Genomic DNA, 15,630 nt, shown 5'->3' on the forward strand with positions numbered 1-15,630 from the left:
ACTTCATTGAATTTCGATCACTCTACTATTTCCATTCTTCGCAATTTGGACTTTTGCATACATCCTTTCCCCTTTCACAAGGGCAACAGGAACTTCACGTGTACTTCCAATCGTAACATATCCATAGTTTATATATCCTTTTATCCAGATTCCTTTTTCTTTCGGGTAGTCACCGAGCTTTATTTGATCTATGCGATAATTCTTTCCTTGTTCTTTCTTCAATTTTATAAACACAGGTGTTTTTGTTTCTTTTTTTGTTTCACGATTCAACATCATTTCGTTTGCTTCCGCTTCTATTTTGAGAGAAAACCAGACTTTTTTCATATCTTCTAATTCTTTCACTGGATTTTCCAATTCTAGTAATACAATATTACTGTTATAATAGTTCCATTCTTGTTGTGTAACAGTACCTAGTAAAATAAAAGCAGAAAGTATACTTACTAACCATACGTGTGTTTTCTTGTATGTTCTGTTATATTTTATAACGCCCTCTTGTTTTTGCTGCTTTTTTGTTTGTAACAATACAACACCTGCCAGAAACAGCATCCAGCTTAATCCATAATTTCCAATGTAATTTGTCTCATACATAATAAGATTCGTAAACAAATAGATAACGATACCAATTCTCTTTATTACAGTATCCCTTACATATAACATGCCTAGTACAAGAAATAATATATATCCGCCATGAGCACTTACAATAAACCAAGGATCTGCACCTTCGTATTTTCCTAACAAATAGAAAAATGCATATATCATTCCAAATCCAACACTATTTCGTAATAAAAATTTATTTTTCCGTACAATCGCAAAAATGAGAAAGCCAATATGGATGAGTACGAGATACCCCATACCCGCTATATATTCCGCATTTCTTATACATTCACTTATGATGACTCCTTCTAATAACCACCATAAACTATATTGTTCTGCCTTATATTTTGCAAATAACCAATACCCAAATACGCAACTACCATACAACACTCCCCATATGTAATGGTGACTTGTTACAAGCGTTGTAATTCCTGCTGTGATAGCAAAAACAAATAAAAAAATTCGCAAAAATTTTGCTGTTATTTTTTTGTATCCCCAAATCCCAAGCACACTTAGCGTGGCGCCTACAATCATCATTATGCTGCTTTCTCTTACTGTTTCCCATAAAATGAAGTAAAGACTCGCAAGGAAAAGAACACTTCCTATTGAACTCACTAAAACATATAGCACATATTCTCCTATTTGCCGAGGGTTTGTGTTCGTTTGTTTCTTTTTTTCTTGCCAAGTGAAAAATACCTGCGAAATAACAACAAACAAACCGACAAGTCCCATCAATATATAAGAGATATTCATAGTTAAATTTACAAAGAGATTCGTTATGTCTATCAATGCATACAATGACCAAGACGTTAAGATTGCACCAGTTGTTATTTTATATAAATGTCCTTCTTTTATTTTTTTGAATATGATCAAGTATGTGACTGTCATGAATATTGCACACACGACTTTTACCCAGTAGCTAGGCTCTCCTCCCTCATATAAACATGCAAGATATACCATCCATAATCCTAATAGGCTAGCTGTATAAAATAAATAGCGACCCGGTATTTTTCGTTCTAGGCGGTACCAAATAACTAAGGCAATCGTTATAATAATAGATTGCCATTTGTGCGAAACAACAAACCACGTCGTTTCATCTATATTTGATAAAAAGAAAAGCAATGCTCCGCCGCCAAGTACATACCACTCTGGTTTTTTGTCAGTAAAATAAAGATATAATACTGGAAGTAGCCAACTAATAGAAAGCCAAATTTTCTCAGTTTCAATACCGTAAATATTTCGAAGCATCCAACATGACCACGCATAAGCGAGATATATGGTTACACGCATCCCTCTTATAAACAACACATTTGCAAACAGTACATTTCTTATCGCAAAATACCATGCGATTGCAATGATGGGTACTCCTAATACCGTTAAACTTTGATACAACGTTAACCATGAATAACGCATCGACATTGTTAAAACGATATAAGCACCAAGTAAAGACCATACTCCAAGTATTCTAAAAATATCATCTTTCCAGTCCTTCATTCCCACCCCTCCTTCTACAAGTGTATTCTTTTTATTCATATTTTTCACTTACAATTTATATATTTTCCCATTTTTTGATTTTCATTACGCAATCTATGAAAAAAAGAAAGCTCGATGTTTCTCTTTTTTTATAGAAACATTGAGCCTCTGAGACAATCTATTCTATCTTTAATAATTCTGTTATGGCTTTTATCACGACCTCTGGATTCTCCAATTGAATCGAATGACCGTTCTCTGTTTGAATATGCTTCGTACAGTTCGTTAATCCACATAACAACTGCTGCTGCTCTTTCCATATTGGATCTGCATTATTAGAACTAATTACAACTACTGGTAAGTTTTCTCGTAAATTCTCTGCTTGTTTTACTTGTTTCGCTGATTCTTCACTGTACAACATTTCCTTATACACTGCTTCATATGCTCCAGGAGTATACCCTACATGCTTTACATGATTTTGAACTGGCGTCGGAAGACTCCTCCCTCCTACTGGTATTTTTAATAAGCGCGGTAAACCAACCGAAGAGGTGATATATCCTAATCTCATCTGCTTTAAGCTTTTTACGTATTGTTGTGACCTACCTGTGTCCATTTCCTCTTTCAAGTATCGATTTTCATGGACCGCATCAATGAATACAATTCCCGCTACTTCATCAGGATATTGACTTGCAAATAAGCGCATATTTAGTCCTGCAAATGAATGTCCTACTAAAATATAAGGGAGAGAAATTTTCATTTTGTCTAAAGTCATTTTCAAATCATTCACTACTTCTTGACTCGTCGATAAACCACTTCTCGTATCGCTCCAGCCATATCCAGCCCGGTCAAAAGAAACCACTCTTGTAAATTTTGATAATTCAGGCTGGACAAGACACCAAGCTAAACAATTTCCGCTTAATCCGGCATCTAAAATAACAGTAGGATTTCGATTTTCTTCACCAGAAACAATAGCATGAACGTTGCGATCATCGACTTTCACGATACTTCCAGGTTCTTTCGTTTCATTCTTTTTTCTTATGTACAGATTTGCCGCTGTAAACGGAAATAGTACTGTGCTAATTGCTGTTTTTAAATGATAATCAGTTTGAAAAGCCATGACAATAATCGTACCCCCATTCAACTTTTTTTAAAAATTTATGTTCTCGTTTTTAAATAGATTAATTCCATCATTTCTTCACAGTGTTCCTTCAACAACTGTCTTTCCCCAAAAATGTATTCCTCTAAAAATGAGCAATTTTAATTTATCCCGCATTAACGGGCAGTAATACTGCCACCTCAAAATTCAGCGAAAGCAAAGAAGTAAGGTAGGAGATAAACTGCCCGTAAAAGCCCGATTGGTTCAACTAATAATCAGTGGGAGATGAAGAAAACCCCCACTGATTAAAGTTTCACTTTATTCCTCTCCTCACTAGTTGTTCGCCGTTCATTGTGAAATCTCTCTTAAAAATTGTATATTTTCATCAAAATTCAAAAATTTTATCCTATTTTTAAATTTTGGGGTTTACAAAGATTACCTAATTGTATATACTTACATACGTAAGAAAAAATTCCCAAAGGAGGTCGAATGATATGATGAAAGTAACTGTATATGCAGCACCTGTTTCACAATTAAATAAATGTTCGACCACCCATATGGAGAATTAAAAATCGCATTTACTATGATTTTAATTATTCTGCCACAGGAGGTCGAATGCCGTCCTGTGGCTTTTTCATGCCTTGCCGCAGGAGCACTCTGTCTTCCTGTGGCTTTTTTGTGCGATTTTCACATTCTTACAATTTTATACATTTGAGAGGAGTTAAAAATATATGACATTTCATGTATTCTTTTTAACGATTACGATTCAAAAAGCTCGTCTATCCAAAGAAGAACTTGAACATGAACAACGTGTTCAACAAATCATGGACAAAGTAAAAGATCGTCAAATATCGTTTTATAACCACCTATAATTATGAATACCAAATAGCGATGAAAGGAGATGTTTAGGATGAGTTTATCAAAGCGGAAAATTATGATTTGGATTGTAGAGGTAGACTCCGCATAACAAAACTATATAAAGTGAAACTTTAATCAGTGGGGGTTTTCTTCATCCCCCACTGATTATCAGCCCTCACCAATCGGGCTTTTCCCGGATAAAATTTGACATGCAACCTTGTTCTCAATTCTTATTTATTACTTTTTTAAAAGTCTAATGCATTTACTTTACCCTTTACTGTATTCACCTTCTGAGGTTGATGAGAAAGTTGAGTGCATTCGCGAAATGCAAAGTGTTTACAGTCTATACATTTTTTTGTATCCAAATGTTCTAAAGCATAGGTAATTGCATCCCCTGTATGTTCAAAGAAATTCTGTTCCCCAATTTCAACATACAGCCCATTTCTAACTAAAGTTGTTTCGAGTTCAGATTGAATTCCTGAGACTAGAAGTATACCACCTTGTTGTTTAAAAGAATGAACAATACTTCTAAAATAGGACTCTCCTGTAGTATCAATAAAAGGAACTTTTCCCATTCTTAAAATTAAAACTTTGGGTTTATAATGAATAGTTGCTAAAATGTTTTGTTCAAATGTTTGAGCAGCGCCAAAGAATAAAGGTCCTTCTATTGTATAAATACTAATTTGCGGACAATCATGAGTTTTATTCACCACATGTGGTAATAATTTTTCATTCTTTCTTGTATGATCTGGAAGCACTTTAGATATGACGAGCATGTTGCTCATACGTTTTGTAAATAAAATAATAGCTAAAATAAGGCCGATTTCTACAGCTGTTGTTAAACTCGTAAATACAGTAAACAAAAATGTTACAAGTAATACAAGCGAATCTCCACTCTTCATTTTAAGAATGTGAGCAAAATGTTTTTGTTCACTCATGTTCCAAGCTACCACCATTAAAATGGGAGCCATACTAGCAAGTGGAATATGCGAAGCATACGGAGCGAATAATATAAGTATTAATAAAACAAAGATTCCATGAATAACACCTGATATCGGTGAAGTAGCTCCGCTCTTAATATTAGTTGCTGTTCGAGCAATTGCTCCAGTTGCTGGAATACCTCCAAATAATGGTGTCACAATATTAGCAATTCCTTGACCAATAAGTTCTTTGTTGCTGTTGTGCTTACTATTTGTCATACCATCTGCCACTACAGCGGATAAAAGCGATTCAATACCACCGAGCATTGCAATTACAAATGCCGGACCCATTAGCTGTTTGATGCGATCGAACGTAATTTCTGGTACATGAAACTGCGGAAGTGTATTAGGTATCGTACCATATGCTGTACCGATAGTCGGTACATGGCCTGAGAAAAATACCGTTGCAATTAAAGTTGAAATTACAATAGCTACTAATGAACCAGGCACTTTTGGAAAGATTTTTGGTGTTACGAGTATAACAATAAGGCAAATGAAAGCTGTTATAATACTATAAAAATTGATGGTATTAATATGAATAAAGATTTCGTTCAGATTTGCTATAAATGCCTCATGCTTTTTTATACCTGTTAAACCTAAAAAGCTAGCAATTTGTCCCGTAAAAATAGTAACAGCAATACCTGATGTAAAACCAACTGTTACAGGACGGGGGATAAACTTAATTAAAGATCCCAATTTAAAAATTCCCATTAAACATAAAAGAATTCCAGCTAATAAACCCGCCAGTAATAAATTTTCATATCCATAGGTAATTACAATACTTAAAAGAATCGGAACAAAAGCACCTGTCGGCCCTCCTATTTGATATCTTGAACCACCAAATAGCGCAGTAAGAATTCCTGCAATACATGTGGTATAAATCCCATACTCTGGTTTAACCCCAGAAGCTATGGCAAAAGACATAGCAAGTGGAATCGCAACAACTCCGACAATCGTTCCTGAAAGAAGATCCTTTTGAAAGTGCCCCAACGAGTATCCTTCAAATCTTCCTGTAAATAACCCTTTCATTATAAACCCTTCTTTTCCATTTTTAATAAATTCAAATTGTAAATACATTTTTCATGCTCTTATACAGGGAAATCATTAGCTTAATATTTACTATACGTTTTGCTCAAATGACATTCTAATTCACCTATATCTCCACCCTCTTGCACATAGGTTTTCAGCCTTTCTGCTAGAAGTTCTCCCTCTCTGCTATCTAATTTCTCTGTATCTATAAATGATTTAATCCATACCTTATCTGGCGTACTATCTCTACGAAACATTTGACCTGGAATTTCACTCCAAAAACGATTCCATTCATTCAATAATCCTATTTGATCAAATAAAAAGCTTTGAATCCCACATAACCAAGCTGTACAAGCCGTATTTCTCTTTTGACACCCAACTTCATCTTGTAGATGCTGGCATGAAAAACAACAAGAATTTCCACTCTTTATACAAATATCACAAACGTGATGAGCTCCTACAGAGTGAAATATTTCAACGCCATGTTGAATAATAACTTCTTTCTTAACTTCGATACTCAACTTCCTCCTTAACTATAGTTTTATCATCTTCTTCATCTAGTTCTTCCAACATTGAAATCGTATCAATTAAATGGTTATTAAAGATCGATCGTGCAACTTCCAGTAAATTCATAATCATAGGATCCCGAAGAGAATACAAAACTCGTTTCCCGTCCTTGGTACCAACAACAATATTTTTTGCACGTAGTACACTTAGTTGTTGCGAAACTGCCGAACCTTCCTTATTAAGAATACTTTGAAGTTCATTTACACTTTTTTCACCCTCTGACAACAATTCAAGAATACGTATCCGTAAGGGATGTGATAAGGCTTTAAAAAAGTCAGCCTTAAACTGTTGCATTTCGTTTCCCATTCAAACGCCTCCATAACTTACTTTTACTTTTAAAGACTTTAGCAGTATTCTATACATCTTCAAATGTTTGAATATGTATAGAATACTGCTATACTCAATAATTTTCAATACAAATTTTTAAGTATAGGTAACGAATGAAAATCAAATAACCCATACGTATATTTTAATTATTCGTATTATATTTATACTTAGAACGAAAAAAGACCAGTTACAATCTGAACTGGTCTTCTTTCTATTTCTTATTTCTTTTCAATTTAAAAAGCCTTACTATGTTTGAAATAATCGTCTTCATTACGGCATAGGTTGGTACCGCTAAAATCATTCCAATAATTCCAGCAAAATTTCCGACACCAAGAATTAAGATGATAATTGTTAAAGGATGAATATTTAGTTTTTCACTCATAATTCGTGGTGATAAAATATTACTCTCAAATTGCTGAACAATCGTTACCACAACAATAACCCATACCGCCTGCATCGGCGATACAAATAGCCCAACAATAACCGCTGGTGCTGCTCCAATAAACGGACCTAAATTTGGAATAATATTCGTAAATGCTGCCACAATCCCTAAAATAAAAGCATAAGGCAACCCAATGATTAAATAACCAACAAACGTGAAAGCTCCGACAAATAAACAAACAAGTGCTTGGCCTTGAATGTACGCCGCAAGGGTTTCATTCGTTTCTTTAAAAACACGAAGCCCTTCTTCACGGTATGATTCCGGTAAAAAACGAACTGCTGCTCCAGGGAATTTATGACCATCTTTAAACATATAAAACAAAATAAATGGAACTGTGAAAACAACTAATGCAACGTTTGTAATAATTCCAAATAATGCAGTTGCACTCGCTGTAAGTGTATTGGGTATTTCTTTCAAATACGTAAGAGCATTCTTTTCTAATGTCTCTAACGAAACATAATCCTGTGTTGTAAGCCATTGAAATAGCCTATGATTCGATAAATCTGTTATGTATTCTCTCCCTACTTTAATATACGTTGGCATGTTCGTTACTAAATCCATCAGCTGATGAGATACAGTTGGAACTACAACACCGACCGCAACAGCTATTAATGTAATAATAAATACATACAGTAACAAAATGGATAAATTACGCGGTACTTTTTTGTTCTCTAAAAAAAGCAGCACGGGATTAAACATAAAATACAAAAATGCCGCAATTAAAATAGGGAAAAATAAAGTGGATATAAAAATACCGATTGGTTGAAATAAAAACGAAATTTTTGTACAGATAAAAATAATCGCTACAACCATCAATACTTCTAATGTCCAAAAATGAACTTTTGATTTCAAAAAAAGTGCCTCCTTTTAAATTTCTTTTATAATTGTAACAAATTGAAGTAAAAATTTATATGTTATTTCCTCGTTCTTTATTCCAAAACATAAATAAATACACTACAATAAAGACATATATAGTAAAACTTTTGGCAGTGGAGTTTTCATTCCCTGCTGATTATTAACCAATCGGACTTTTACGGGCAGTTATCCCCTGCTTATCTCCTTTGTATTTCTCAAAGTCGTGAAATGGGATTTTATTGCCCGCAAATAATAAGATAAAAATTTGCAACTAAAAGGTGATGACTATGTCAATATGCAATATATGTAGAGATGATAAACCATGTATAGAACAATATGTAATTCCAGAAGTGTTATGTGGATATTACTATATCAACACAGTGTGTGAAACATGCTATGAAAACGTAATAGCAAGTGTAGATCGTCTATTAATTAGCCATAAGTTAATACAGTATAAAATAGATCAGCTTAAACATCAAATCGACTCTCCTCTTCTTCTAGATATATATGATGAAGAAGAATATACAAATAAAGAAACGGATAGTGATGAGTTCCAATTCTCAAATTCTCTCATTATGAAACTATGCAAAAGACACGATATATCACTTCATAATGAAATATGGAAAGAAGAACGAGTAACAAAAGTTGCTGGTTCTATTCAACGTGAATTACTCCTTGATAACCGCAAATATAAGATGAGCTTATTGAAAATGGCTTATTTATTTGCTGTACATACAATAGATGGTTATTTCCATGATCCCGATGCAATTGTTATTTCTAACATCTTATCTAACATAGATTTCATTGAATTAAAAGATAGAAATATTGTACGAGACTTAAGCAAAAGTTCATTATGGAATACATTAAATACCGATTGTGAAAACCATTATTTCATTTTATTAAGCGGAAAAGACGGATTATTTTGCTTTATTCGTCTCTTTGATGTGTTTGATGTCGTTGTTCATCTATCTAAAAAAAGTTACAATCTTCCGTCACCAATTGTTGGTGTAAACGATGCAATCAACCAAGTATTTTATAAAAAAAGCTTAAAAGAATATATGAATGGATTATTCAAGCCAACAAACGGAATTCAATCTTAAGATTTGCTTCCAAAAAGAAGAACGTACGCTCTCCTTTTTTACATAAACAGGATTGTGCTATAATAACAATGAAAAGAACGATACAATCACATAAATAAGTGATTAGCATATAAGTAAAAAAAGACTAGTGTGCGGCAACACACTAGTCCCATATAACTCAGCAGAGTGGATTATTCATTATCCTATTTGTTTCTCATGAATTAAACAACCCACCTTCTATTGGCGTAGAGTGGGTTGTTATTTTTTGAGCTTGTCGATTAATAACACGACGAACGTTAGCAATGCAACGAGAAAAAGACCGCCTTGCAAAAGCAACGTAAGTTCACTCAAATTATCACCTCCCAACACTTAGAGAAGTGATAATAGAACAACCACTCTGACCATGAGTTACTCTTTCATTTTATCATAATTTCTATTTCTTGACGATGAAAACCGGCAAGCTTTGTACTTGCCGGTTATTTTATTGTGTTGAGAAATATGATCCTTTTTTATCACTCATGACTGCTTCTCTCTTGAACTTTCTTCATAATGGCATCATAAAACGCTCTCTCATCATCCACATTGATATGAACTTTTGTGACTGTTTTTTGAAACCCATAAAGCATAGTTGCTTTCATCGGCTCTGTCAATACGATTTCAAGTTTCGCAGGTTCTTTTATAAACTCGTTTACTGCTGCATCAAAAATTTGTTTTTGTTCCATTTTAGAAGGTAATAATCCTTTATAATGATGTATGCTTTCAATATTATAAAATGGTACGATAAGCTGTTTCGTCAAACCAACTTGTAAAATAAGTTCTTTATCAGTTACAACATATGGACATAAACGAATTGCTTGTATTTCTGCTAAGAAAAAGAGTGTAGCGTAAATATTTAAGATGAGCAGAATCCATGCTACAATCGGATTCCATTGATGAAGAAAATAATGAAAACCGATTGATTCAATTAAAGTTGCATGTATGAGCATAATATAAAATGCAATGGAACCTGTTTTTTTGTGATACGTAAACATATCTGAACCTGCATATACTTTTTTACGCCAAGAGAATAACGCGTAGTATAACAACTTACACTCTGATAACAATACATTCGCAACAACATTTTCGGAAACGGAATCGTATACTGCCTTTTCGCTCGCATATGAAAAAGATGAATATGCGAGCCTATATTTCTTATAAGAGCGAATAATCGCAGGTAGTTTTCTTGCTATTTTGTAAAAAAGATAAAGCTCTAAGCAAAGAAATGCAATTTCCCCAGCTACTAATATATATGTGATAAACGAAAAAGATTCAAAATACGGATTAGGAATAATAAATCTTGCAGCAACGTATCCTGCAAGTATTACAGGAAAGATGTATTTTAGTGAATATCGTTTTCTAATAATAAGTATGTATGTGACGATTGGAATAGTAAGTATAAAATCAAATAGCGAACCAAGTGCTACTCTATTTGGTAAAGGCGACATGATTGGTAGTGCATAAACAAGAATATTCGAAAGGATAATCAAGCTCGTAATAGCAAACCAGATTATCCATCGTTTCTGAGTTATAGCATGATTCATGTAATCATTCCTTTTTATTTAAAAATTTCATTTAAATGATCTTTGTAAAATGTAATCGATTTTTTTAATAAATTTTCCATCTTCTCACCCTACAATATGTATTCTTTCTTAACTCTCATTAATGAAAAACAACTTGTTCTTTTTCAAAATGGATCAGTGCAAGTTTATTGATAAGACTTTTGGCTGTATTTGCTTTATCGGAACATATCTGAACTTCACCATCTTTAGAAATAATATAGTGATTCGTTTCAGAGGTATATAGGGCATGAGAAGCATTTGCAACTATGAAATCTGCTTGTGCACCTTCCATTCGGATTTGTGCTCTCGTTATTAATTCTTGTTGACTTGTACCGCTCTCTAACTTAAATCCGACTAACACAACACCCGGATCCCATTGTTTAATTTGTGCTAGTACTTTTGGGGCTTTCTTAAAATGAATAACCGGCGGCATATCGCTTGATAACTTTCCTAATTGATCCATTATATTTCCTTCTTGATCGACAATTTTATCAACTATCCAATCCGATCCAGCTGCCGCCATAATGACAATATCTACTTTTTCACTTGTAATAATTTGTTTCATTTTCTCTTGTAAATCGATAATTCCTTCAAAAGAATGAGAAGAAAGATTATGAGTCCCTTCAGGTTTTTCTGCAAAATAACCATGTAAATATATAACTGAAGCCCCGCTCTTCAGCGCTTCTTCTGCTAGAAGCTTTCCCATTCTTCCTGTCGATAAATTCGTATGCCCACGTACTTCATCCCATTTTTCTAAACAACCGCCACTTGTTATGAGTACCTTTTTCCCTTTCATGTTCCCCATCCTTTAATTACATATTTGCTTCGTTTGTTTTTGAGTTAAAAACCATTCTGTTCCAAAATCAACGACTTCTCGTTGCTTCATTAATTTACATGATGCGTTCCCTATTTTCCCTAATATAACCAACCCGGTTTTATCAAATGCTTTTCCTAATGGCTTAAAATCATCAGAATCATAGTCAAATTCCTCATACTCTTTCCATTTGCGAACTCCATTCTCAATAATCGGTGCTCCAATTTGGACCTTTTCTCGATATTGCGAACGAACTTCAGATAAATGAAGTGATGTATTCGAATCATGATCTACTCCGATTAATAATATATATCCATCTAAATCATACATTTTCCCCAAAGGTGACTGTTCTCCAAAACTAGGAGAAAGGATGTGTCCATCAATAATTTGCTTTGCGTGTTTCCCCCACGCTGCAAAGCTATGTAAAGGATGATTACTTCTTTTTGTATTCGGATATGTCCGAAAACACTCTACTACTTTTCCCATACTTCGCGTTGGTGTTGTTTCAGGATGAAACGGTGGTACATTATCACGAATAATTTCCCACCAACTTTCTGGAACAGGTGGCATTTGCCAATTTTTCGGATCAGATAAATCACTCGTTTGAGTCGGCATAATAATTGTTCCTTCTTCTGTAACTACTTCCATTAAAGCTTCTACTACAGCCAATGCGTCACCACTTACCCAACCGATCGAACTAAGAGACGAGTGTACGATAACGTTCATTCCTTCTGTAACACCTAATTTTCGTAAATCGCTTACAATTGTACGAATTGTATTTGGCATTTTTGTTTTGGCAATTAAATCGTTCATATTCATAATAAATCCCCTATTTCTCTACTAAAATTTCTTTAATATACCATTTATATATTATCATATTTTTCTTAATTTTTAATCAAAAAAAGGGATTATCCTTCACTATACAGAATTTATCCTTAAAAAACAGGGAAAAGACGACCTTAAAAGATCATCTTCTCATGCTGTTATTTTCTCCTCTTTTTTCTCCATAACCGCCGCAAAACTATGTAAAATCATCCCTATGACAACAAGACTCATTCCAACCCAAGACAAGGCTGATAGAAATGGTGCTGACAATACTATTAATTCACCAAATAACGCGAATAATACTTCACCAGATTGCGTCGCTTCAACTGTTGCTAATTTTTGTGGATCATCTTTTACATTAATGGAATCATTAAGCAAACTTGAAAGAACCCGCTTACTCAACTGGGTATTTTTGCATTAACTTGTATTGGTAATTTTATACACACGACAGAGAGGGGACATAAATCAATTGGTGAAAGTACGAGTTGATCCAGATGGTAACAGTTTAGAATTAATATGCTATGTTGAAGTTCCTAATGAATTAAAACATATTACAGATAAGTTGTCCTTTGTAGATTGGGAGGAACTAGTTAATAATACATTTAAATGAGGGATGGAAAGATAAGCTTATTTTACTAAACAGGGGCACCACACATCACCATCAAGCTAATATTTTAGAGTATCCCCAAAAAGAAAAAATGTGCTTTTTTGTTACAAGTTAACACAAAATTTCGTTTTGGGGGCGCTATAAAATTTTAAGTTGCTAAAAATGATGGTGAACTCCTATAAAGCAAAAAGCGCACCAATACAATAGATGGTGCGCTTTTTGTTTTATTTAATAATTCGTGAAGGGCTAATATGATCTAGCCATAGAATCCCGTCATATTGTTGGTTAGGAATCATGGTTTCATCGTAAGATCCCCAATACTGCCCAATAATAGGCCTATACATCCAAGAGGTTTCAGGACGATTTTCCTCACCTTTTAAATTTACAAATACTTGCGGATGTTGTGCAGCTTTCAAAATTTCTTCTATACTATTGGCTTGATGCGTTTCCTTTACATTTATAATCTGTCTATTATCCGACCCTAAACTGCTACCACTATATGCAAATAAACCGACTGTGTATATTTGCTTTTTTAAATACTGTGGTATCATATCCATTATATTTGGGAATGGGCGTGGGGATGCGGCTTGAATCATTTTAGAATTTTGTCTTCTAATATGATAATTGTGTCCCCACACAATCATTTTTTTATTCTTAAATTGCATTTCGCTTAACCATGCCAAATTCTGTGACATCCTTTGCTCTCGAGTGTAAAATGGGAAATCATCCGGATATTTTTCAGGTGGAATATTTATCCGATCTTTCACTTCACTTGGAATATATGTTTTAAGCGTATCGATTCGAATCTTGATTGACTTTTCTAGAAGATTTACATCATAGGATGTTTTAGGCGCTACTTGTTGCAATTCATTTTTATGTTGTTGGATAAACTCTTTTATTTTTTCGTATTTGTCCAAAAGGGATACCTGCATTGCTTCAAATTCCTTATAAGAAGAGACAGAGCGGTATTTCACGACTTCTCCTTCTGCCTCTACAAGTAATTTCCCTATTTCAGGATTCAATTTCCCAATCCATTTATTTGTAGATGTTGCAAATGTAGCGGTAGCAGCATCCCAGGGTATTTGTATATCAAATCCCGTTAAAATAAGAGGTGTTCTTTTTTCTTTTTGTTCTTTTATATATTGAAATAATTCTTCCACATCTTCTGTATGCCAAACTCCAGCAATAGCTTTTTTCATGGCTTGTTCAGCTGTTAAATCATCTATATTTTGATATACAGCATTCGCTTCCGCAAAGCCTGATTCAAACGCAATCACATCATAGCCCATTTCTTCATGCAAATACTTAATGATACGAACCTTTGATTGATTCATTTCTGTTGAACCATGAGTAGACTCACCTAGTGAAACAATACGTTTGCCCTGTAAGGCTTGTTTCAAAAATGATAAATCCTCATTCGAACTAGCAGTTGGTTCTTGTAATTTAACCGCATGTTCACGAACCCAATTCTGCCATTTTTGTTGATCAGCAGGCAGTTCTTCAGCAGATGTTACTGTCGAAAACGTTGTGAGTGCAAATAAAGTAGTTACGAATCCTTTTTTTCATTTTGAAAACACACATATCCCTCCTCTAAGTATTAACGTACTTTAATATTTTACTAACAAACAAATAAAAATGTAATATTTTTCATAAAATTATAATAATTAGGATGTTAAAAAGGTAACTTTGTTTCTATAAGTGAAAAATTTAATAAAGATAAAAAAAGTTGTGACAATCATTTTAGAACATACTTATTCAAGCAATAGGATACATTTTTAACATGGCGTATAATTTTTTAATGAATTAAGCTAATTCCCCCTTTTTGGGGATTTGGGCAAAAATGCCCTCATAAGAAAACTGCACCTCCAATTGTTAGTTCGTGTCTAACAATTGGGGTGCAGTTCATAAATAAAACTCTCTATGTGATTCTATATAATCAAAGAGGTGCACAAGATACGGTGTTTCCTTTTTTAGAACAGTTACCTTTGAATGCCCAGTCAGCCTTCTTGTTATTACTTGTGCTTTTGAAATATCCATAGTCAAAAACATAAACACCATATGTTATATCACCATACAATACGGTATAGTATGTATCATACCCATGAAGCTGATGAGTATAGCTTCCTTCTCGAACAGATTGATTGTAGACTATTACATTTTTTTTCCCTTGCCCAACGATATTGTATGCATGATTGAGTGTTGCTTTAACAAAATCCTCTCTGCTTTTGTCTTTGTTTTTATCCTTATTTTTGTCCTTTCCTTTGCTAGAAGCTATCATATCACTTGTTTTAACAATGGGTTTAATTGTACTCGAATTATTAGATACATTTTCACTTGCGAAAGCTTCAGCAGTACCTCCTGTGAATAGAAGCGATAGTCCTAGTCCTGGAACAATTAACTTGCGAACGATCTTTTTCATGTGTTCTCATCCTCTCTTTTCTCATTAACATTTTTTCGACCGAATTATCTATTAAACTCAGTCTATAATC

At 33.9% G+C, this 15,630-nt stretch carries 14 protein-coding genes and 2 pseudogenes; 3 read left to right on the plus strand and 13 right to left on the minus strand.

Going from position 1 to position 15,630, the window contains the following annotated elements:
- Window positions 1-3: 3 nt before the first annotated feature.
- Together WAZ07_RS22400 and WAZ07_RS22405 are read right to left on the minus strand one after the other, a co-directional pair.
- Window positions 4-2,088: a V-type ATP synthase subunit I gene (locus tag WAZ07_RS22400; protein WP_336474216.1), complete on the minus strand. Its 2,085-nt coding sequence runs from the start codon at window positions 2,086-2,088 to the stop codon at window positions 4-6.
- Window positions 2,089-2,245: 157 nt separating this feature from the next.
- On the minus strand, window positions 2,246-3,181 hold the full coding sequence (locus WAZ07_RS22405) for an alpha/beta fold hydrolase (protein WP_336474217.1): 936 nt from the start codon (window positions 3,179-3,181) through the stop codon (window positions 2,246-2,248).
- Between the two features lie 710 nt (window positions 3,182-3,891).
- Between WAZ07_RS22405 and WAZ07_RS22410 the strand changes: the two genes are divergently transcribed.
- Window positions 3,892-4,032 carry a YrzI family small protein gene (locus WAZ07_RS22410; protein WP_090914870.1) on the plus strand — a complete coding sequence of 47 codons (141 nt, stop codon included), beginning with the start codon at window positions 3,892-3,894 and terminating at the stop codon, window positions 4,030-4,032.
- A 231-nt stretch (window positions 4,033-4,263) separates the two neighbouring features.
- Here the strand turns inward: WAZ07_RS22410 and WAZ07_RS22415 are convergent, their stop codons facing one another.
- The 4 genes from WAZ07_RS22415 to WAZ07_RS22430 all read right to left on the minus strand — a co-directional run bounded on the left by WAZ07_RS22415 (window position 4,264) and on the right by WAZ07_RS22430 (window position 8,215).
- Window positions 4,264-6,027 (minus strand): SulP family inorganic anion transporter, encoded by a 1,764-nt coding sequence (locus WAZ07_RS22415; RefSeq protein ID WP_336474246.1) that lies wholly within the window; start codon window positions 6,025-6,027, stop codon window positions 4,264-4,266.
- A gap of 80 nt (window positions 6,028-6,107) precedes the next feature.
- Window positions 6,108-6,548: a DNA mismatch repair protein gene (locus tag WAZ07_RS22420; protein ID WP_090914872.1), complete on the minus strand. Its 441-nt coding sequence runs from the start codon at window positions 6,546-6,548 to the stop codon at window positions 6,108-6,110.
- Complete coding sequence (locus WAZ07_RS22425; RefSeq protein ID WP_090914874.1) at window positions 6,532-6,900, minus strand: ArsR/SmtB family transcription factor; 369 nt, start codon at window positions 6,898-6,900, stop codon at window positions 6,532-6,534. Before WAZ07_RS22425 ends, WAZ07_RS22420 begins: the two co-directional genes overlap by 17 nt.
- Window positions 6,901-7,132: 232 nt before the next feature.
- Window positions 7,133-8,215 (minus strand): AI-2E family transporter, encoded by a 1,083-nt coding sequence (locus WAZ07_RS22430; protein ID WP_336474218.1) that lies wholly within the window; start codon window positions 8,213-8,215, stop codon window positions 7,133-7,135.
- A gap of 290 nt (window positions 8,216-8,505) precedes the next feature.
- On the opposite strand from WAZ07_RS22430, the gene WAZ07_RS22435 reads away from it, so the two are divergent.
- Window positions 8,506-9,318 (plus strand): HNH endonuclease, encoded by an 813-nt coding sequence (locus WAZ07_RS22435; RefSeq protein WP_336474219.1) that lies wholly within the window; start codon window positions 8,506-8,508, stop codon window positions 9,316-9,318.
- A gap of 237 nt (window positions 9,319-9,555) precedes the next feature.
- Here the strand turns inward: WAZ07_RS22435 and WAZ07_RS22440 are convergent, their stop codons facing one another.
- From WAZ07_RS22440 to WAZ07_RS22460, 5 genes and pseudogenes are all read right to left on the minus strand, one after another.
- Window positions 9,556-9,648 (minus strand): putative holin-like toxin, encoded by a 93-nt coding sequence (locus tag WAZ07_RS22440; RefSeq protein WP_090914879.1) that lies wholly within the window; start codon window positions 9,646-9,648, stop codon window positions 9,556-9,558.
- 161 nt (window positions 9,649-9,809) lie between these two features.
- Window positions 9,810-10,877, minus strand: coding sequence for a hypothetical protein (locus WAZ07_RS22445; RefSeq protein ID WP_336474220.1), 1,068 nt, complete (start codon window positions 10,875-10,877; stop codon window positions 9,810-9,812).
- Window positions 10,878-10,995: 118 nt separating this feature from the next.
- Window positions 10,996-11,691, minus strand: a complete 696-nt coding sequence (locus WAZ07_RS22450; protein WP_396550407.1) for a phosphopantothenoylcysteine decarboxylase domain-containing protein — start codon at window positions 11,689-11,691, stop codon at window positions 10,996-10,998.
- Window positions 11,692-11,703: 12 nt separating this feature from the next.
- On the minus strand, window positions 11,704-12,528 hold the full coding sequence (locus WAZ07_RS22455) for an AAC(3) family N-acetyltransferase (RefSeq protein ID WP_336474222.1): 825 nt from the start codon (window positions 12,526-12,528) through the stop codon (window positions 11,704-11,706).
- Window positions 12,529-12,684: 156 nt separating this feature from the next.
- Window positions 12,685-12,891: pseudogene (locus WAZ07_RS22460) on the minus strand (multidrug resistance efflux transporter family protein); the annotation flags it as partial.
- A gap of 127 nt (window positions 12,892-13,018) precedes the next feature.
- Between WAZ07_RS22460 and WAZ07_RS22465 the strand changes: the two are divergent.
- Window positions 13,019-13,144, plus strand: a pseudogene (locus WAZ07_RS22465) (VOC family protein); the annotation flags it as partial.
- A gap of 221 nt (window positions 13,145-13,365) precedes the next feature.
- Here WAZ07_RS22465 and WAZ07_RS22470 read toward each other — a convergent pair.
- Window positions 13,366-14,541 carry an erythromycin esterase family protein gene (locus tag WAZ07_RS22470; protein ID WP_396550409.1) on the minus strand — a complete coding sequence of 392 codons (1,176 nt, stop codon included), beginning with the start codon at window positions 14,539-14,541 and terminating at the stop codon, window positions 13,366-13,368.
- A gap of 536 nt (window positions 14,542-15,077) precedes the next feature.
- Window positions 15,078-15,560, minus strand: a complete 483-nt coding sequence (locus tag WAZ07_RS22475) for a hypothetical protein (protein ID WP_336474223.1) — start codon at window positions 15,558-15,560, stop codon at window positions 15,078-15,080.
- Window positions 15,561-15,630: the final 70 nt, after the last annotated feature.

Origin of the sequence: Bacillus bruguierae, assembly GCF_037104725.1 — a bacterium.
Lineage (GTDB): Bacteria > Bacillota > Bacilli > Bacillales > Bacillaceae_G > Bacillus_A > Bacillus_A bruguierae.